The 20,599-nt window shown below is 43.0% G+C and carries 16 protein-coding genes; 2 read left to right on the top strand and 14 right to left on the bottom strand.

All coding sequences use genetic code 11. The features are described from left to right. Positions 1 to 4: 4 nt before the first annotated feature. From LI112_RS04700 to LI112_RS04675, 6 genes are all read right to left on the bottom strand, one after another. Entirely contained in the window at positions 5 to 1,141 is a 1,137-nt protein-coding gene (locus LI112_RS04700; RefSeq protein ID WP_227190307.1) for a ComEC/Rec2 family competence protein, read from the bottom strand. Between the two features lie 69 nt (positions 1,142 to 1,210). After that, positions 1,211 to 2,710 (bottom strand): ATP-binding protein, encoded by a 1,500-nt coding sequence (locus tag LI112_RS04695; protein WP_227190306.1) that lies wholly within the window; start codon positions 2,708 to 2,710, stop codon positions 1,211 to 1,213. After that, entirely contained in the window at positions 2,700 to 3,959 is a 1,260-nt protein-coding gene (locus LI112_RS04690; RefSeq protein ID WP_227190317.1) for a VWA-like domain-containing protein, read from the bottom strand. The genes LI112_RS04695 and LI112_RS04690 overlap by 11 nt, the downstream gene beginning before the upstream one ends. A gap of 107 nt (positions 3,960 to 4,066) precedes the next feature. Continuing rightward, positions 4,067 to 5,038 (bottom strand): leucine-rich repeat protein, encoded by a 972-nt coding sequence (locus LI112_RS04685; protein ID WP_118197908.1) that lies wholly within the window; start codon positions 5,036 to 5,038, stop codon positions 4,067 to 4,069. Then, the gene (locus tag LI112_RS04680; RefSeq protein ID WP_227190305.1) at positions 5,035 to 7,815 is read right to left on the bottom strand and encodes a translation factor GTPase family protein; all 2,781 of its coding nucleotides are present in this window, start codon (positions 7,813 to 7,815) and stop codon (positions 5,035 to 5,037) included. Before LI112_RS04680 ends, LI112_RS04685 begins: the two co-directional genes overlap by 4 nt. Beyond that, positions 7,812 to 8,369, bottom strand: a complete 558-nt coding sequence (locus tag LI112_RS04675; RefSeq protein ID WP_005421870.1) for a TetR/AcrR family transcriptional regulator — start codon at positions 8,367 to 8,369, stop codon at positions 7,812 to 7,814. The genes LI112_RS04680 and LI112_RS04675 overlap by 4 nt, the downstream gene beginning before the upstream one ends. 192 nt (positions 8,370 to 8,561) lie before the next feature. Between LI112_RS04675 and glgB the strand changes: the two genes are divergently transcribed. Then, on the top strand, positions 8,562 to 10,346 hold the full coding sequence (glgB, locus tag LI112_RS04670) for a 1,4-alpha-glucan branching protein GlgB (RefSeq protein ID WP_227190304.1): 1,785 nt from the start codon (positions 8,562 to 8,564) through the stop codon (positions 10,344 to 10,346). Positions 10,347 to 10,578: 232 nt separating this feature from the next. Here the strand turns inward: glgB and LI112_RS04665 are convergent, their stop codons facing one another. The 4 genes from LI112_RS04665 to malQ all read right to left on the bottom strand — a co-directional run bounded on the left by LI112_RS04665 (position 10,579) and on the right by malQ (position 14,897). Beyond that, positions 10,579 to 11,019, bottom strand: coding sequence for a threonine/serine exporter family protein (locus tag LI112_RS04665; protein ID WP_022388677.1), 441 nt, complete (start codon positions 11,017 to 11,019; stop codon positions 10,579 to 10,581). Next, positions 11,016 to 11,780, bottom strand: coding sequence for a threonine/serine exporter family protein (locus LI112_RS04660; protein WP_005421864.1), 765 nt, complete (start codon positions 11,778 to 11,780; stop codon positions 11,016 to 11,018). Before LI112_RS04660 ends, LI112_RS04665 begins: the two co-directional genes overlap by 4 nt. A gap of 45 nt (positions 11,781 to 11,825) precedes the next feature. After that, positions 11,826 to 13,265, bottom strand: coding sequence for a hypothetical protein (locus tag LI112_RS04655; protein ID WP_117739104.1), 1,440 nt, complete (start codon positions 13,263 to 13,265; stop codon positions 11,826 to 11,828). A gap of 132 nt (positions 13,266 to 13,397) precedes the next feature. Then, positions 13,398 to 14,897 carry a 4-alpha-glucanotransferase gene (gene malQ / locus LI112_RS04650; RefSeq protein WP_227190303.1) on the bottom strand — a complete coding sequence of 500 codons (1,500 nt, stop codon included), beginning with the start codon at positions 14,895 to 14,897 and terminating at the stop codon, positions 13,398 to 13,400. A 387-nt stretch (positions 14,898 to 15,284) separates the two neighbouring features. Here malQ and LI112_RS04645 point away from each other — a divergent pair, with 387 nt between their 5' ends. Further along, entirely contained in the window at positions 15,285 to 15,494 is a 210-nt protein-coding gene (locus tag LI112_RS04645) for a hypothetical protein (protein WP_055056768.1), read from the top strand. A 294-nt stretch (positions 15,495 to 15,788) separates the two neighbouring features. On the opposite strand, the gene ltrA is transcribed toward LI112_RS04645, so the two are convergent. The 4 genes from ltrA to LI112_RS04630 all read right to left on the bottom strand — a co-directional run bounded on the left by ltrA (position 15,789) and on the right by LI112_RS04630 (position 20,596). Beyond that, positions 15,789 to 17,075: a group II intron reverse transcriptase/maturase gene (gene ltrA / locus LI112_RS04640; protein ID WP_055056769.1), complete on the bottom strand. Its 1,287-nt coding sequence runs from the start codon at positions 17,073 to 17,075 to the stop codon at positions 15,789 to 15,791. 619 nt (positions 17,076 to 17,694) lie between these two features. Continuing rightward, a complete protein-coding gene (locus LI112_RS04635) occupies positions 17,695 to 18,387 on the bottom strand; it encodes an Ig-like domain-containing protein (RefSeq protein WP_055056770.1) in 693 nt (230 codons plus the stop codon). Between the two features lie 16 nt (positions 18,388 to 18,403). Continuing rightward, the gene (locus LI112_RS18145; protein ID WP_005422033.1) at positions 18,404 to 18,538 is read right to left on the bottom strand and encodes a hypothetical protein; all 135 of its coding nucleotides are present in this window, start codon (positions 18,536 to 18,538) and stop codon (positions 18,404 to 18,406) included. Positions 18,539 to 18,571: 33 nt separating this feature from the next. Continuing rightward, positions 18,572 to 20,596, bottom strand: a complete 2,025-nt coding sequence (locus LI112_RS04630) for a serine/threonine-protein kinase (protein WP_055056771.1) — start codon at positions 20,594 to 20,596, stop codon at positions 18,572 to 18,574. Positions 20,597 to 20,599: the final 3 nt, after the last annotated feature.

Here is a 20,599-nt window from a genome sequence, read left to right as displayed (position 1 = left end):
TTTTTTACCAGCACTTTTTGCAGGCTTCATATCCCTGTGAAAGTGCCTGTGCCTCTGTTTCCTGTGTCGCTTTGTCCGGGTTCATATTTCCGCAGTCCGGTCTGCTGTGATATTTGCTTCCGGTTGCAGAAATCCATACGGTGCGTCCCTGTGTATCAGAAGAAGTATCCGGTGTCTCTGTTTCTACTGCCGGTGCAGAAGCAGTATCTTCTGAAGAATACTGTGCTGCCTGTGAGGTATCGCTGTTTGCACTCTGCTGCTTTGCATCTCCCGCCGTATAATCATTACATGGTTCCTGATTCCAGCTTATTGTGTCTCCATCAGAAAGAGCAATGATTGTTCCCTGATCATCTGTACGATAAACCGGAATATTCATATCTCTCAGTTTTTCCATGGTCGATGCAGCCGGATGTCCATAAGAATTGTCCTGTCCGCAGCTGATCACTGCCCAGGACGGTGTAGATGCCTCCAGAAGATCCCAGGAAGTCGAAGATGCAGAACCATGATGTCCAAGACTTAACACATCGCAGTCCAGATTCATTCCTGTACTGATCATATCCTGTTCACTGGTCTCTTCTGCATCTCCCATAAACATAAAACTGTTGTTTCCGTTAACCAGACGGATGACTACCGAGTTATCGTTGCTGTTCTGGGAAATCCCATCTGGCGCCATGACAGTAAAGCTGCCAGTTCCAAACTCATAAGTATCTCCGACAGACGGATACTCCACAATGATCGCATGTGCAGTAGCAGTATTCATAAATGTATTAAACAGATCTGAGGTATGTACATAATCAGAACCCAGCACATGTTCCACTTCAAAATTATCCAGACATTTGACCAGTCCACCCAGGTGGTCTTCATCATAATGAGAAGAGATCATATAATCAATGGTCTCTGCCTGCTGATTTTTCAGATACTGTACCACTTCATCCGCATGTGCCCGATTTCCACCATCATAAAGAAGATTTTCTCCTCCTGACTGGACGAGGATTGCCAGTCCCTGGCCAACATCAATAAAATGTACAGCCATATCACCCTGTCCTGCTGCCTGCGTGGAAACTGCATTTCCCGGAACTGCAAGCATAAATACCAACAGAAGTGACATCAGAAATGTCATAAGTTTACTTTGTTTTTTCATAATCTTCTCCTTCTCTTATATCTTACAGATAACAGTTCCATATGTTTACAGGTTACTGTTCTCTCTGTTTTACAGTTCTTCTATCCTTCTTCGGATTTCCTGGCTCGCATCTTCAAACAACAGATCCCGGTTGTAGCGGATATAGCGTTCACATTCATACGTTTCCAGGAAACGAACGCAGGAATAATCTGTATTAATACCAGATACGAAAATTACCATCTCCTGACTGTTATAGAATGCTGCCTCCATAAAATCAAATGCATATTCCAGCGTAGAACCTGACTCGTCCCAGACAGCATCCCAGGACGCACGGTATTCTCCGAAAGCATTCTTTACAATGTCAAAGGCTTCTTCCCAGTTTTCTGTCTGCTCTTTTTTTAGAAGCGTCACATATCCTTCCAGCACTTCAACAGCTTTTCGGATCGTGCGATCCTCTCTTCGCTCCAGAAGCCCCTCTGTCTGTTTACGTTCTCTTTCTGCCCGAAGGTTATCCACAAAATCTCCGAGACGCTGTACCAGATTTCCACCTTCCTGTGATTCTTTCAGGCTTTTAAGCACTTTAAAAACTTTTTCCAGCACATCTTCCTGAAAAACAGCATCACGTACTGCCTGGCGAACACCTGAGAATAGCAGGTTAACCACACTGACTCGCTCATCGAATGACGCATGAGAAACTTTTTTGACCATTGCCTCTGACGGCTGTCCTTTCAAGATTTCTGCGATCTGATAATCCTGCTGATATTTCTGATAGAGTTCATAATATTCTGCAAATTCCTTTGCAATCCGCTCATGCTGGATATACTGTCCGACCACATCTGCCGTGATATTCTTGTCAAGCTTCTCATAAACTTCCATGATTCTTGACAGATCTTCCCAACCACGCGGCGTTGCAAACTGTTTGCCGTCAATCGTTGTTTCCATCTGATAGAAACAGTTATTTCGAAGTTCCAGATAAGAAAGAATTGCAGGATGAATATTTTCTTTGAATGCATATTCTTTCCAGACACGATAATCCGGTTCTACTGTGATCTTTTTGACACGATCCAGTGTAACAACATCAAAATCACGGACGGATTTGTTGTATTCCGGTGGGTTACCTGCTGCTACGATCACCCAGCCTTTTGGAATTTCATGATTCCCAAAAGTTTTGCACTGCAGAAACTGCAGCATCGCCGGAGCCAGTGTCTCTGAAACACAGTTAATCTCATCGATAAACAGAATTCCCTCGGTAAGTCCGGTTTCTCTCATACGGTCATAAATGCTCGCCACAATCTCACTCATCGTGTACTCTGTCGCTGAATATTCCCTGCCTCCATATTCTTTCTTAGAGATAAATGGAAGACCGATCGCACTCTGTCTGGTGTGATGTGTGATCGTATAAGCGACCAGTGCCACACCACACTCTCTGGCTGCCTGTTCCATGATCTGTGTCTTTCCGATTCCCGGTGCTCCCAGAAGAAGTACCGGTCTCTGATGTACCCGTGGTATCACATATTCATCATACTCGTTTTTCAGAAGATACGCCTGTACAGTATCTATGATTTCCTGTTTTGCCTGTTTAATATTCATAATGCTCTGCTGTCCTCTCTCTTTCCAGTGCCTTGGTATCCAGTATCAACTTGATCGCCCATGGCGGCACATCCACATCCCGATAATCATCTTTCATAAAAATGAATGCCGTATCATACGGCGGCATCTTCGCCGGGAACATCCCATATCCATCTGTAAAGTACAGAAGTCCTCGCAGCCGCTGAAAGCTGCCCATTTTCAGAAGCTGATCCACATAGGCAAATGCCGGACGAAAATCTGTCCCGCCAAATCCCCGGATTGTAAAGTCCTGGAGATACGCCTCCATCTCCCGCTGATCATGAATCACCTGATCATCCTGAATCTTTTCATCACACTGAATGATATGTACCTGAATCTTACGGAAAAAGCTCTCCGACTCAGACAGCACACTGTATGTTTCCTCCAGAAAACGACGGATCAGGCTGCCGTTACAGGACATCGATGTATCCAAAACAATCACAAAGTCTTCGATTTTCTTCATCTCTTTTGTTTCCAAAGGCTCGATCAGAGGCATATTTCCATATAATTCCAATCCCAGATTATAGTAGATCGAATCAAAGGAATCCATATCCACCTGCATCTCTTCTTTTAGAACCGAAAACTTCCGCAGAAACTCCCGGTAGTCATAACGCTTCCGGTTCTCTGCCTGTAAATGCTCCACAAGTCCCGGAGAATCACCTGCCGCTTCTTTTGAAAAAAGTTCAATCTCCGTCTGCATCTTGCGCCGCATCTCTTCCCATTCTTTCTGGTGACTCGCCATTCCACTGCGATTCTGCGGTGTATACCAGAAATGATGATCGTCACGCCTGAATTCCTGCTCCAATCGGATAATCTCGTTTTCTTCGCATTCCATCAACAGATAAAACATCGCATCGGCTGTAAGAACGTTCTTTTTTTCCTTCCACTGGCGGTACTTTTCTCTTCGGAAACTGTTCGGTCGGATATAGACCGCTTTCTCATAAAGGTCATCCATGACATTCTCTACTGCAATATCTGCCGCCAGGTTCCAGAGTCTCTGATCACTTTCTTCTTTTACTTTGCGATTCCAGAGATGACAAAACAGACAATGAAGCAGTTCATGCAGATACATACGATTGATCCATACTTTGTTTTGTATAAATGTATTCAAAAGCCATGTCGGCGAAGCAAAAAGCAGTTTCCCGTCAGTTCCCATAACATCTGTCTCACCCGAAACAGTCGGACGCAGTGCCCCGAATGCACTTTGGAGAAAACGCATGGCAACAGCCATCTCATTTCTGGAGTTTTTCAGAATGTCCTCGCAGATTTCCAAAGTTTCTTCTTCTTTTTTTCTCTCTTCGTGAACAAAATTTCCAAATTTGCCCCTGTACTCTTTTTTCACAGTTCAAATGCCTTTCTCTGTTTTCTTCCATGTTTCTGTAGTTCATTCATTAAAATGCTGACACATCTGGAATCATTCGCACTCTGTGCCGTTTCAAGCATCTTTTCTGTTTCTGCCCGATCTGGCGCAAGTTTCCTCAGGATACGCTGCATGGAATCATATGCTTTCTGTTCTCCCAGAAGCCTTATTGCCTGCTGTATGTGTTCCTTTATATATATGAGATACTTTTCTTTTGCCTCATCTGTCATGCTTACCGGATAAAGGATCCGGTCCAGTGCCAGATTCAATACGATCCGCTCCTGTTCCCAGGCAACTGCATATGGAAATAGCCGGTCGTATTCCAACGTATTGATCTTTTTATGTACGAAACTGTTTCGATAACGAATTCCGCTTCCATGCACATGATTTTCCAGGATCCTGGCAGGCGTGTTTTCCACACCTTCTTCAAAAAATTCCGGAAACCAGAATCTTCCATATTCCCCATCTATCGTTATGTCAACGCATAGTGTCTCCGGAAGCTCTGTCAGGAAATCCCGTAAACTGGATTCTCCCTTTTCATCGGTCTCCACCGCAATCTGTTCCATCCTGTGGCAGCCGGTAAGTGCTCCTGCACCCAGGTCCTGCATTTTTCCATAGAACGTAAGCTTCTTAAGATGAAAACAATTATAAAAAGCATACCGGCCAATCTTCCTGAGCTGACGTGGAAGACGGATTTCTTCTACACGATTTCCCGCAGCTTGCGGCATATCATCCTCAGGTCGTGTCGCCCTGCCGTTCTCTGTGCAAAAATTTTCTTTTTCCTTCATCATTTTTAATTCTGTCGAATCGATATGGTCCGAAAAAATATACGCTCCCAACTCCGTCACCGGAAAGCCTTCCAGCATATCCGGAAGTTCTACGATCGTATCGTATCCATATACACGGTCAATGCAGATTCCTGTTTTGTTTCTTTTATATAAATAGATCATTTATTTTCTCCCAGACGGATTTTTTCCATTTGCTCCTGCATCTCCTCTGACATATGATCAAACAGATACGTTTTGCTGCTCTGTCTGCGCTGATGCCATTCTTCTCTGGCAGTTTTTTCCGTATCTTCTATCTCTTTCTTCAATCCCCGTGCAGAGATTCTGTGGGCGCCCTGTCCCATAATGATGACCTGTTCCAGCCCATCAGAAGTCGCAACCGTTACCTGATACTGTCTGCCGATCCTGTGGACCGTCTTTTCAATATACTGGTCTGCTGTCTCGGCCTCTTTCGTGTAAACCACATAGATATTATGATACGGAATGACTTCTTCTGCATGTCCCTCCACTTTGTAGGCATCAAAAACAAGAATCAGCGTACATTTACGATACCCCTGATAGTTACTTAAGATATCCATCAATTTGTCGCATGCAGCATGAATATTTTCCTTTGCAAGTTCATTCAGTTCTTCCCAGGAAAAGATGATATTGTATCCATCCACCAGCAGATATTCTTCCTGTCGCGGTTTCCCTGCTCTGTAACGGGTAGCCGGCGTCGAACTGTGTACGGTCTTTTTCTGGAAAGCAGTACGGTCACGCTTCATCGGCCCAAAAGTACGTTCAAAAATAGCCTGCAGTTCTTCCTCTTCTTCATAGCTTCCGCTGTAAGAAAACTTTCCGTTTTTTCCACTGATATTTCCGGAAATGTTTGCGTTATCCACCGCTGTACCCGGATTTTGCGCACTTCCCACATCCTCATACCAGCTTTCACTGTCCAGTTCATCCATATCCACACCACTTTGCAGATGCATATAAGCTTCCACCTGATCCCAGGGAACAACAAAACCAGCTCCATGCGCGCAAAATACAGATCCGGTCGGATTTTCCAGATCCGCTTCCGGATCATATCCAATATTCTGTACCACTTCATCCTGATTCTTACATGGCGCATATCCTTTGAGGCTGCAAAAAAGTTTTCCTGTTCCATGTGTGTAGGAAACCACTTCTTTCTGGTAATCCCGCATCTGAGCGACAGCCGCAGTCCCTTTGAGAATTGCAGTTTCGCCCTCTACCTCCGGTGCATCAAACGTTCCCTGCATCTTCTGGACATCTGCCATTGCTCGTCCTATCATCTCTGCCGGTACTTCCAGTCGGAATTCATAATACGGTTCCAGAAGAATATTTCTTGCTTTGCGAAGTCCCTGACGTACCGCACGGTAAGTTGCCTGTCGGAAGTCACCACCCTCCGTATGTTTCGCATGTGCCCTTCCGGTAAGAATCGTAATCTGCACATCAGTCAGTGGCGATCCAGTCAATACACCAATATGCTCCTTTTCTTCAAGATGCGTCAGAATCAGTCTCTGCCAGTTTCGTGCAAGTACATCCTCACTGCATGCAGTAAAGAACTGGCATCCGCTTCCTGGTTCCCCCGGTTCGATCAGAAGATGTACTTCTGCATAATGACGGAGCGGTTCAAAATGTCCCACACCTTCTACCGGCTCTGCAACCGTTTCTTTATAAACAATACTTCCGGCACCAAATTCCACAGCTACATGAAAACGATCCCAGATCATTTTTTTCAAGATTTCAATCTGTACTTCTCCCATAAGCTGTGCATGAATCTCAGAAAGCTGGCTGTCCCACAGAATGTGAAGCTGCGGTTCTTCCTCCTCCAGCTGACGCAGCTTTTGGAGCATCTGATGTGGGTCACAGTCATCCGGAAGGATAATCTGGTAATTCAGGACAGGTTCCAGAACCGGAAGTTCTGATTCCGATTCTCTTCCCAGACCCTCGCCAGGGTAAGTTCTGGTAAGTCCTGTCACCGCACAGACTGTTCCGGCTTCAGCTTCCGGTGTCAATTCATATTTTGCCCCGGAGTACAGACGGATCTGGTTTGCCTTTTCTTCCCAGTCTGTGTTCTCTGCCTTTCGTCCCGGCAGGCTCTGTCCGTTTGAATTTGAAGAAAGCAGTGTCTTTACTTTAAGACTGCCTCCTGTGATTTTCATATACGTAAGACGATTTCCCTGTTCATCTCTGGCGATCTTGAATACTTTTGCGCCAAATTCTGTCGGACGCTCTGGTTCTGCTGTATATTGCTGTACACCATTCCAGAAATCCTTAACGCCTTTTTCTTTAAGTGCAGAACCAAAATAACACGGGAAGATTTTTCGCTGTACGATCAGTCGTACAATATCACGGTCTTCGACGATGTCTGTTTCCAGGTATGTTTCCAGAAGGTCTTCCTCACAGACCGCAATGTTTTCCAGCTGCTCTGGAGTAAGTTCATACATTCCGTAATCTGTATCCTGTGTTCTCCCAAAATCCACACAATTTTCATGAAGATGCTGCTTCAGATCATTCAGCAATGCATCGTGATCTGTTCCCTGCTGATCCATCTTATTGACAAACAGGAATGTCGGAATCTGATATCGCTCCAGAAGTCTCCACAAAGTCATCGTATGGCTCTGCACACCGTCCATTCCATTGATCACCAGAATCGCATAATCGAGGACCTGTAGCGTACGTTCCATCTCAGCTGAAAAATCCACATGTCCCGGGGTATCCAGAAGCGTTACTTCCATATTTTCTGTTTTCAGCAGCGCCTGCTTGGAAAAAATCGTAATCCCTCGTTCTTTTTCCAGTTCATATGTGTCAAGAAAAGCATCTCCATGATCTACACGGCCAATCTTACGGATCTCACCGCACAGATACAGAAGTTCTTCTGACAGAGTTGTCTTTCCGGCATCTACATGTGCCAGAATTCCAATAACCAGTTTTTTCATTCATGTTCTCTTCTTTCTTCTATATACAAAGGGGCCAGTTTTCGCACAATCGTCTCACTGACATGGATCAGTGTATCCAGATCATTTTTCTGATTATTCAGATACGCATGAAAGCATCCCTGAATACAGAAGGAAAGCATGATATCTTTCTCCGGATCAGTCTCATACTGCGGATATTTTTCCACAATCAGCCGTTTCAATTCTGTTTCCAGACAGTCACCTAGATGACTTTTTTCTGTTCCGGAAAACAAAATATTGATCAGTGAATGATTCGATACCAGCGCCATATATAAATTTCTTGTGAACACATCCGGATCTTTAAACGGTGATTCCTGCTGACTGGAAATATTTTTGATCACTGTCGTGATCGTCTCTGACTCCAGCATCTGTGAAAGTGCATAAATATCCTCATAATGACTGTAAAAAGTTGATTTATTGATGCATGCCAGGCTGCACAGCTCTTTCACCGTAATTTTCTCCAGTGGCTTCGCTGCACGCAATTCCAGAAATGCATTTCGGATCGCTCTCTCTGTTTTTTCTATTCTGATATCCATGTTTCCTGTTCTCCTTTTTCCGACAGATTTTATAAATCGTCGGTTATCCACCGCTTATGCCAAATCGTCGGTGGACAATCCCCCTGTTTCTTTAGTATAAAGTAACTATAATACCTGCGGATTACTCCGCACTTTTACCTTTTAGTATACTCAAAAAAGCAACTAATGTCTATTATCTACAAGGAGAATATGATGGATTTTTATGGATTTTATACAGGAAAAATTTTTGACGCTTATAAATATCTTGGTGCCCATGTTGAAGAAAAAGGCGTAACTTTTCGTACTTTTGCACCTTCAGCCTCCCGCATCACTCTGATCGGAGAATTCAATGACTGGCAGGAATGGGAAATGAACAAAGTTTCTGACGGTAATTTCTGGGAATGCTATGTTCCACAGGCAAAATCCGGTCAGATGTACAAATATAAGATTTATGACCGTAACGGTAATCCAGTCGATCATTGCGATCCGTATGGATTTGGCATGGAACTTCGCCCAGGCAGTGCCTCTATCATTCGTGACATGTCAAAATACAAATTCAAAGACAGCCAGTGGCTGCAAAGCCGTAGCGACTGCCGAAAGAAACCGTTGAACATTTATGAAATTCATTTTGGTTCTTTTCGCAAGCCTTCTGACAAAGCAGACGACTGGTATAACTATGAAGAAATGATTGATATTCTGATTCCATATCTGGTAAAAAACGGCTATAACTACCTGGAGATCATGCCTCTGAATGAATATCCATGTGATGAATCCTGGGGCTATCAGGCAACCGGATTTTTCAGTCCGACTTCCCGATACGGAACAGCTGATCAACTGAAGGCATTCATAGATGCCTGTCACAAACATAACATCGGTGTACTGATGGATTTTGTTCCGGTTCATTTTGCCGTAGATGCCTATGGTCTTGCGAATTACGATGGGACCGCACTTTATGAATATCCGAACTCTGCGGTTGGTGTCAGTGAATGGGGAAGTTGCAACTTCATGCATTCTCGCGGCGAGACCCGAAGCTTCCTGCAGTCCTGTGCAAACTACTGGATCAGCGAATTCCATATGGATGGTATCCGTATGGATGCGATCAGCCGTGCAATCTACTGGCAGGGTGATCCTGCAAGAGGCGTCAACCTCAATGCTGTAGAGTTCCTGCAGTATATGAATCAGGGACTGAAGTGCATGCATCCTTCTGTAATTCTTGCAGCCGAAGATTCCACTTCTTTCCCAAAAGTAACCGATCCGGTCGATCAGGGCGGCCTTGGTTTTGATTATAAATGGGATATGGGATGGATGAACGATACGCTGAATTACTTCCGTACCGCACCGGAATACCGCCCGGAAAACTATCACAAACTGACATTCTCCATGATGTACTACTATGATGCCCGTTTCCTGCTGCCACTGTCTCACGATGAAGTTGTTCACGGCAAAGCAACGATCATGCAGAAAATGAGCGGCGACTATGAATACAAATTCCCACAGGCGCGTTCTCTGTATATGTACATGTATGCACATCCAGGCAAAAAACTGAATTTCATGGGAAATGAAATCGGACAGTTCCGTGAATGGGATGAAAAACGTGAGCAGGACTGGATGCTTCTGGATTATCCAATTCATGCTGGCTTCGCCCGTTTCATGAATGACCTGAATAAATTGTATCTGGAACACTCTGCTTTCTGGGAAAAAGATTATGAAGCAGATGGTTTCCAATGGATCGACTGCCATCAGGAAGGATGCTGCATCTATGTATTTGAACGCTGCAGCAAAAAAGAGCGTATGATTTCTCTTTTTAACTTTTCCGACCAGGAACAGGTATATGAACTGCACATTTCTGATGCACAGAAATTAAAAGAACTCTTGAACAGCAATCTCACTGTTTATGGCGGAACCCAGAAACGTAAAAGTGCCACAAAGGCAATAAAAGACGGCAAGATCGTCCTGACCCTGCCGCCATACTCTTCTGTTTATTATCTTGCTGAATAATATTTTCAAGTCGAACATCCGTGAGACTTGGCGCGTGATTCTGGTCAGCATAAGCTGACATATTCTTTACAGAATCACTGCGCATCCTCGCGGAGCGTTTATCTCAGTCAGAGATTGGACTCCCACTGAGACAAATTTGCTATTACTCACCCACCTGAAAGAGGTGGGAGTCTTCTCGACTGAGATAAATTTACAGGGCCGCAATCACCTGACAGTGACCGCAGCCCTGATTCTATTTCTTCTTTATACTTCTGAGGAAATAGCAGATTGCCCACGCAATACTCATTCCCGCTGCAATTCCAAATGCAAAGAGAAAAGTATCCCTTCCATATTCCAGTGCCTGTACCGTGTTCCCTTCCACTATACTGTTCATGCAGTAATAAAGTGTACTTCCGGGAATCAACGGAATAACAGAAGTTACAAAAAAGGATGTAGACGTTTCTTTACAGATTCTTGCAAGAATTTCCGCATACACATCTACAATAAAGCCTGCCAGCAATGACGGAAGAAAGACATTTCCCCAAAGTCCTTTTCCGAGAAGAAACACCATCCAGCTTATAAATCCACCAGCTGCTGCCAAAGGCAGGTATTTCTTTTTCATATGGAAGAGAATTCCAAATCCCACGGAACCAAGGGCTCCGGTAATCAGCTGTATTACAATTGTTGTGTTCAAAGCCCCAGCCTCCTAAACAGAAGAATTGCCCCCATAAATCCAAGTGCCAGTGCGGCCGCCAGAAGCAATGCCGCAATCAGACGGATAATTCCGGAAAGTGTATCACCAATCAGCACATCCCGGATAGCATTTGTTGACATAAGACCTGGAATCAAAAGCATAATGTCCCCAATCATAATCTTATCCATATGAAGGAACGGACAAAGCAAAACAAGTCCACAAATAACACATCCTGTCAGAAAAGAAGCAGCAAACTGAAACGTCACTTCATTCATACACACTGGTCGAAAATATTGCTGTAATGCCCAGATCAAAACAGCCCCAAGTCCTGCCGCAATCGCATCCGAAATACTTCCACCATAAAAAAGTGCAAAACTACTGGCCGCCAGAAGGCTTCCAAAAAGTTTCCAGAGTGGCTTTGGTCTGTCTGCATTGATCTTATCAAATTCTTTTCGAAGTTCTGTGGCAGAAACAGGCTGCCTGCAAAAACGACGACTCAAGTCATTTAACTGCTCCAGCTTGGTAAAATCATTTCCGCCATCTTCCCGTACCCGGCGAGTCTGTGTACGCGCTCCGTCTCCCGGAAATTCCATCGTAATGACAATACTGGATGTGATCACAAAAACATTCATCTGAGTAGCACCACAGGCATAGCCCATTCGATTCAGTGTATCCTCCACCCGGAAGATCTCTGCACCGCTGTTTAACAGTGCATCGCCCATATCAAGAAAAACATGCAAATAATCTTTGGCTGTCTGCATGAGAATTACTCCTTTAATCTTCTGAAAATATCTTAAGTATAAATCTTAATCACGGACAATACAACTTCTTTCTATCCATGGAACAGCCAGCATAGTCAATAAAGGCAATATACTTACTGACTGCCTCGGATGCGCCTCCCAGAAAATATAAAAGACAAGCGCACCACACCAGTAGATTGCCAGGATCCAGCTGTATTTGTCTGTTTTTTTCTTACGAAATGTGCAACACACGCCAGACAGGATCAGAACATACAATACTATATTGTAAGCCTGCATATATGTTCTGAACAAACCGGATCTTTTACCAACGAGCCAGTCATAGCAGGTTGTTTTTTCCACTACATTTTTTGTGTATTGAGTATATCCATGTGTACCGATTCCCCATACAATTGCTTCTTTCTTTATGGCAAGCTTCAGATTCCCCAGCACTCCATTCTCACGAAGATGTTCAAGATAGACCTTTTTATTATTTTCCACTTTTTCTTCATGTGTCGGAAAACTGCGTGTAAACCTCATATCTTTTACATTGTACGTTCCATTGCCATGGCTTCCCATCATCAGAAAATGCTCAATCGTAATCGCCGAATCATAAGTATCCATGTCTACATGGTAACGATATACTCCACCCCATGCCAACTGAAAAATCAGCAAACCACATACCAGTGGAATCCCCAATGTAAGTAACTTTTTCCAATACTTATTCAGCAAGATCCAGACGCCAACCGCAAGTACTATAAAAATGCTGGTTACACGAATGCAGGTTGCAAACCCGATCAGAAATCCGGCAGCAAGAAAGTGTATCATCTTCCAGTGATTTTTTTTCTTGTAACAGCCGTATATAATAAAACCTACACCGGCCATAACCAGTCCGGCTGATATCGTATCAGTATAATAATAAGACGCGTATGCGTAAAAAGAAGGATTCGTAAGAAGTAATACCATATATACCGCGGTTGTTCGAATCGTAGTAACTTTTTTTAAAATAAGGAATGCAGATACATACATAACAAGGATCAACAGCACATTAAACAATCCAGCCGCAATCCGGTAATCCATACCTGTAAATGCTGCCATACGGAATACATAGTAGATTACGATTGCCAGTGGAATATTATTTGTATTATAAGCAAAGTACTTCGATTCGCCAAAACTGATTTTCCCTGTCTCCACCATATCTACACAATAATCATAAATATGATTCAGATCCACTTCCGGAACCAGTCGCATATGAAAAACAATATATGTCTGCACAATAACCGCTGCGAATATCCCTGCTATGGTCAGGTAGTACAGTGTTCTCTCCGATAATCGCCGGAACAGTGTCAGGCTTCCTGCAAATACTGCTGCATAGCATAGCAACACCAGTATTACTTTTGTTATATTTATATCTTTCATAACAAGAGGCTCAACAAATGACACAAATGATACAAACAATGCAGCTATTATTACAAAACAATATGTTATTTTTTCTATGGATTTTTTCATTCTATTATTCCTCGTTTCCGAATAGCTACAATCTTCTGTGCTCATTTTAGCATAATATAATTTTATTGTCATCTGTATCATTTACAGAAGAAAAAAGAACGCCAGTTGCCTGACGTTCTTGAATGATCTTTATTATCTTCTTCCGTAGCGTGTTGCCAGTTCCAGCATTTCTTTCTGAAGTTCTGCCGTGAACTGTCCTTCTTTTAATCTCCACTTCCAGTTCTTTCCAAGTGTGGATGGCTGATTCATTCGTGCGGAATTATCGAGTCCCAGATAATCCTGCATCGGCACGATACAGAGATTCGCAACACTCTGCATTACCAGACAGATCAGGTCGTCACACAGTTCCTTACCGGAGTCCTTGAAATTATTCAGATATTTACGCACCTGCCGTCTCTCTGCCGGAGTGATATTCTCCAGCCAGGAAAGCAGTGTTTCATTATCATGTGTTCCCGTATAAACAACGCAGTTTCTTGGATAGTTGTGTGGCAGGTAGTCACTGGCATTTCCGGTATCACGCTCATCAAAGGCAAACTCAATAACCTTCATATTCGGATAGCCACTCTCTTCTACCAGTCTCTTAACACTGTCTGTCATATATCCAAGGTCTTCTGCGATGATCTCCCTGTCACCAAGACTTGCGGAAATTGCACGGAACAGATCGATTCCAGGTCCTTTTTCCCACCATCCGTTTTCTGCTGTCGCATCGCCATAAGGAATTGCATAGTATTCATCAAATCCACGGAAATGATCAATCCTTACAACATCATACAGACGGAAACAATTGGCAATTCGTTTGATCCACCATTCATATCCGGAGTTGCGATGCACTTCCCAGTTATACAGCGGGTTTCCCCAGAGCTGACCAGTCGCGGAAAATCCATCCGGAGGGCATCCGGCCACCTGTGTCGGGCAATTCTTCTCATCGAGTTTGAAGAGCCATGGGTTTGCCCAGGTATCCGCACTGTCCATTGCTACATAGATTGGAATATCACCAATGATCTGGATTCCTTTTTCATTGGCATAAGCTTTCAGTTTCATCCACTGCTGGCGGAATTTAAACTGCATATATTCCTGAAATTCAATTTCGAAATACATTTCTTCTCTGTAATAATCCAGTGCATTCTGCCAGCGAAGGCGGATATCCTCTGCCCATTCACTCCACTGTACACCGCCGAAACGCTTCTTCACTGCCATAAAGAGTGCATAATCTTTCAGCCACCATGCCTCTTCTTCCTGGAACTTACGGAATTCTGGATCCATATAAATATTGCTTCTTTCATATGCTTTTCGAAGAAGAATCATACGGCCTTCGTATAATTTTGCATAGTCAACACTTGACTCATTATCTCCAAAATCAACACTGTCACATTCTTTTTTGGTGAGAACCCCTTCTTTTATCAGCTCTTCCAGGCTGATAAAATATGGATTTCCAGCAAAAGTGGAGAAGGACTGGTATGGAGAATCTCCATAGCTGGTCGGCCCCAGCGGCAGGATCTGCCAGTAACTCTGGCCGGCAGCCTTCAGTGCATCTACAAATTCATATGCTTTTTTGTCAAAACATCCGATTCCATATTTTGAAGGCAGGCTGCTGATTGGAAGCAGCACGCCGCATTTTCTTTTCTTTGCCATTTTCTTTCCTCCCTCTATTTCTCTTGTAAACACGGAAAACCAGGCGGTGTTTCACGCCCGGCAGTCCTACTTCGTCCGTTATACTTATTTTGCCATATTAGAAGGTAAATCGTCAATGTAAAGAATTGATGGTTTTTGCTGAAATTTTAAAGAATTCCGCGGAGAATGGCACAGTAACGAAGCTGTCAAACCATCCGATGCACAGTAAAAAGTCCCCAGACACCATCAATATGTATCCAGGGAACTTTTCTTTTTACCAGAACTAATTGCACTATTTAAAACAATTTTTGACAACCCTAAAATACCATAATAAAAAAACAACCTCCTGGATATACTAATCTTCAGAACTTCTATAAACCCTGAATTTGTATACCATGGAGGTTATTTATGTCAAAAAATTCTTCTAAAAAGCCAAAGACTCCTACGAGTCAGGGAATCATTGATTCCTGTGATTTTCCCTCAAATGCAGCATCCACTCAGGACTGCACTGGATTGATTCCATCCGGGCCGATAAATGAGGATGAACTGGAATCCTATGAAGCGCTATATCATTATCAGCCACCCAAAATCAAAGATACTTACCCAAATGATAAATGAAGCCCAGCAGCTCTTCCCGCATATATAACAAAGCGGACAAGTCCGCTTCAAACTCCCTGAATCCCTCAATCTTTGAGGGACTTGTTCCGCTTTGCGCGCCAGATGCAGTCTGCTTCAGCAGACATATTCCTCATGCATCTGGTCGCATCCTCGCGGAGCGTTTTTATGTAATAGGAACATTACAGAGTAATTGTAAAGTAGGTCAGAGGGTTTTGCCCTCTTTCCCCTCATCAAACCATACGTGAGGTTTTCCCTCATCCGGCTTTCCGACATTCTTCTTTCTACAGCATTACGTCATGCCTCCATTAGTTGTAAGCCTTTTTCCTGTAATCGTATCTTAGTTGCATACAGTCCTTTTAGTTTTCGCGTCTGCTGACGTTTCTTATTATTCCATCTGCAAAATGTACATAAAATATACCAGTCTATTGCCCGCATCCACTTTCTGTCATTCCTTGTTTTATAATAGTTTCTCCATCCTGTTATTTTAGGATTTAGAACTTTTATCAATTCTTCTTCTGTTTTTACCAACAGGTATCTCTGATTTATACTCTCTTTGACAGTCCGCTTCATTTTCTTCATGGCTTTCTTGCTTGGGTATTGATATGTCTCTCCATATCGGTTCCCTTTCTTATTTATTTTTGAAAATCTCCTGTGGTGCAGTCCAAGAAAGTCGAATCCTTCTGTTCCGTCCCACATGTTTACTATTTTCGTTTTTACTGGATGTAATCTTAAGTCCAGCTTTCCCATGATATATTGCAACAGGCTTTGTGCATGATTCGCACTTTTCTTGTTTTTACAGATTATTACTGTATCGTCTGCGTATCTTACAAGAATCCCATGGGTACGTCCATACTTTTCCCATAGTCTATCCAGTGTGTTTAAATATATATTTGCCAGTAGTGGTGAAATGACTGACCCCTGACTTGTTCCGAGTTCTGAAATCGTCAGTATACTTCCGTACAAAATCCCAGACCTCATCCACTGTCTTATCAGCTTCAGTATTCTTCGATCTGATATGCGTTGTTCTATCAGTATCATCAGCTTGTCTTGGTTTACATTATCAAAGAACTTTTCTATATCTGCATCCACAACATAGTAGCCTTTGTTATTACATGCTTTCCTTACTACTTCCAGTGCTTGTTTTGCACTTCTTTTTGGTCGGAATCCATATGAACATTCTCTGAAATCAGCTTCAAATACCGGTTCTATGGCTATCTTTGCTGCCATTTGTACAATCCGGTCTCTTACTGTCGGTATCCCAAGTGGTCTTTCACTTCCATCTGGTTTTGGTATCATCACTCTTTTCACTGGAGATGGGATATACTTTCCCTCTATCAGTTCTTTTTTGAGTTCTTTTAGATACTTCTCGATTCCCATCTTTTCTATATCTTCTATTCTGATACCATCAACTCCACTGGAACCTTTATTGGCTTTTACTCTTTTCCATGCTTCAATCAGCACATCGTCCCAATATACCTTATCATATAACGCATGGAATCTTCGTTTTTGGCATTTCTTGGCTGTTAGATATAGTTTGTTTTGAAGTTGTCGTACTTTTTCTTTGGAGTTATTAGTCTTCATGACATTCTCTCACACTTACCCTCTCTACAAACTTGAATGAAGTAAGGAACCTTCCCTTGGCTATGTTTTGTTTCATAACTGTCTTTGGTACTATGTTCCTCTCCGACTCCCTCTTATCAAGAATCCGATTTCGTCTTCTACTTATACGGTTCTTCTTTACCTGTCTGGTGATAAGTAGGGTCTCCCCAGTTCCGGGGCACACCTTTCATACATACCGTTCCCCATATACCGGAGGATTTTCGTTGGTGCTTTTCCAGTTTCTTCCCAATTTCCATGGTCTTCGCCCATTAGGACAAGGCTCGACTTCCTCTTTTCTCCTCTTTTGAGAGAAGTTTTATTTACGATACGGCAGGATTCACTTTATGTTGCGGTCTGCATGATTGTTAGCACTTCTTATGAAGCTACATTACCCATCCGCTTAGTACCCTGTATTACTACAACGCACCGGATTTGACTATATGGCTCACTGGTGATTACCATAGTCGGACTTTCACCGACTGGTGTGCCCCAGCTTTGCTGGGCACGCTCCTATTACATAAAAAAATAAAGTGCGTAAGTTTTGTTACCAGTAACTTACACACTTTATTTTACACTCTCGATTTGAAGCAAAATCCAACTTTTATTTCTTCTTCCAGTAAATCTTATAAATATCATATCTCGTCATCAAGCGTATATTCTTCCCTTTAATGACCTTGATCGTTCCTTTTTCCAGGCTGCCTTCTTCATAAGTTCTTACACTGTAAGTGATACTGTTGCTGCCAATTTTATAGCTTCCTTTTCCACCATTTCCGGCTCCGACATAATACAGAAAGCTTCCATTGTTTGCAAATTTCATTGCATTTCCATAGTAAAATGCCGAACCATAAATCCAGCGTATAGAAGTTTTATTTACTTTCACTGTCATCGGCACATCAACTTCCCAGGTTCCTTTAAGAGTACTCTTATTTATGACTGTTTTGGCTTTTTTTACTGTCACAGTACATTTAAGTTTTTTCTTTCCATATTTAGCTGTTATCACAGCTTTCCCAGGTTTTCTGGCGGTTACCACAGCTCTTTTCCCACGTGAGCTCACACTAGCAATCTTAGAATTACTGGAAGTCCATGTTACTTTTGAATTTCCTCCAACAGCTGTTATCGTTGTTTTCCCGCCTGCATATAACTGAACTTTAGACTTGTTGAGTCGAATTCCGCCGGCATACACTACACTGCACGATACAATAAGATCTGCCGCATTTGCCGGCACCATCATCCCGTTCATGCAGGACACAGTCAATGCCGCTGCCAGCAGAATCGCTACTTTACTCTTTTTCATCTTTCTCTCTCCTTTCTCATATTTCCTCTTCCAGTTTTTCCAGAAGCTTTTTTCTCTGCTTTTCAAAAATTCTCGGAAGTACCAACAATGCAACCATACAACAGATCACTCCCGCCAGACCTCCTGCAAACATCATTTTTCCTACTATCATTTCTCTCCCTGCCTTTTGTCCTGATTTCTCAGATTACAGCCATCCGTTATCTACTGCCTGTTGGTAAAGTTCCTGGAGTCGCTCCATATCCGCATCATTTGCATTGGAAGCAGACTCTTTCTGATATAACTCATCTGCTTTCTTATAATATTCTCCAAATTTGCTGTAATTTCTGAGGTCAACCGCCAGTGAATTCTGTTTGGAAGCTTCCAGATAAGCAAGGCTCTTATATGTACGGTAATCCTCCCCATACGTCTTAAGGATGTTATCCAGTGTTTCCGCTGCATTGGAATAATCACCTACATTCTGATATAAGACTGCGAGATTATATTCCGTATCGTAATCACTCATTCCCTGCTTTTCTATCTGCTTAAATATTTCGATTGCTTTTTGATAATAAGTATCATCGCCTTCTGCGCCTGCATCGCAATAAGCCTGTGCAAGTTCTTCCAGCACTCCGATATTTCCATCTCCGGAAAGTTCCTGTTCTGCCTCTTCCAACAGACGAATCTTTTCCTGTGTTCCTGTCGTGCCGCTCTCCATCTTGTCAATGCATCTTGCTGTCATTATATACGCACGCATTTTCACATAGGAATCTTCTGTTTTGTCAATGCATGCCTCAAAAATCTGTCGCGCTCCTAAATAATCTTCCGTATTAAAAAGGATCTCTCCCTGCACATAATCTGCTTCAACAGAATCCAGTCCTTTTTCTTTTGCTGAACTGAGAATATTTTTGGCTTCTTCTATATTTCCACTACAGGCAAGCGCAATTGCATAATCTCTGTAATAACTGCCATTATCCGGGGCAATCTGAAGCGCCTTCTCATAGCTTGCACAGGCATTTGCATAATCTTCTTGCTTCGCATAACAATCCCCCAGGAGATAATAGACATTATTTAAATCTTCCTCGCGATTCGCGATCTTCTCATTTCCAAGGATTTTGGAATTGATAAAATCAATGCATTCACCATACTGCTGTCTCTGGCTGCAGGAAAGTGCCTTCTGGTAATATGCATCCAGACTGTCCGGCATCAGATCTGATGCTTTCTGATAGCAGACTTCCATTTTTTCATAGTCGCCTTCCGCAAGATACTGCTTCTCCTGCGATACCAGATTGTCATATTCTTTCCGGGTATCTGTCCCTATCCTTAAATATCCCATGACTGCAATCGCTGCACAGAGCAGCATCAAGCATGCCACAGAAGCGGTAATAATCTTCTGATTCAGTACCAGACGTTTATATCTTTTTTCTTTAAGAGACATATGTTCCAGATCACTCAGCAGTTCTCTTGCTCTCTGATAACGGTTATCCGGATTCGGTTCCAGACACTTCATGATGATCGCTGCAAAAACTGTATTGACCTTTCGCCCCATATCCTGAATATCTTCTGCATAGCCGTCTTCATCCACCGCCGGTTTCTTTCCACAGAGCAGATGATAGAGCGTAGCCCCAAGGCTGTACAGATCCGAGCGTGGATCTGCTTTTTTCCAGTGGGACGAATCCAGTTCATTCTGGTTATACCGCATGGCTTCGATCTGCTCCGGTGCCGCATATCCATTCGTATATCCGGTCACCCAGGCATCACCGCCATCCAGACTGGCAGAAATATTAAAATCGATCAGGCAGATATTTCCATCCGGCCGCAGCATGATGTTCTCCGGTTTCAGATCCCCGTGTACGATCGGTGGCTTCTGTTCATGCATATAGCAAAGCGTGGCACAGATCTGTCTCGCCCAGATGATCACAGATTTTTCTTCAAATTCTCTGCCGCTGTCCAGATACTGTCCAAAACTGTTTCCCTCTACAAAAGTCATAACAGTATACACATCTCCGTCCACTTCCAGAAAGTCATAGACCTGAGGAAGCCCGGAATGACGCAGATTTTTCAGTACATCTACTTCTGCACGATTGTTTACAAGATTTCGAAGCTCTGTTTTTACCTTTTTCAGCACAACATAAGTACGCAGGTTTTTATGATACGCCTTATACACATCACCACTTTTTCCAGATCCTATTTTGCCAATAATTTCGTATGTCTCCGGTATATGTTTCAGCATGAC

Origin of the sequence: Blautia sp. 210820-DFI.6.14 (assembly GCF_020558815.1) — a bacterium.
GTDB lineage: Bacteria > Bacillota > Clostridia > Lachnospirales > Lachnospiraceae > Blautia_A > Blautia_A obeum.
This window is presented reverse-complemented; position numbering and strand designations above follow the sequence as displayed.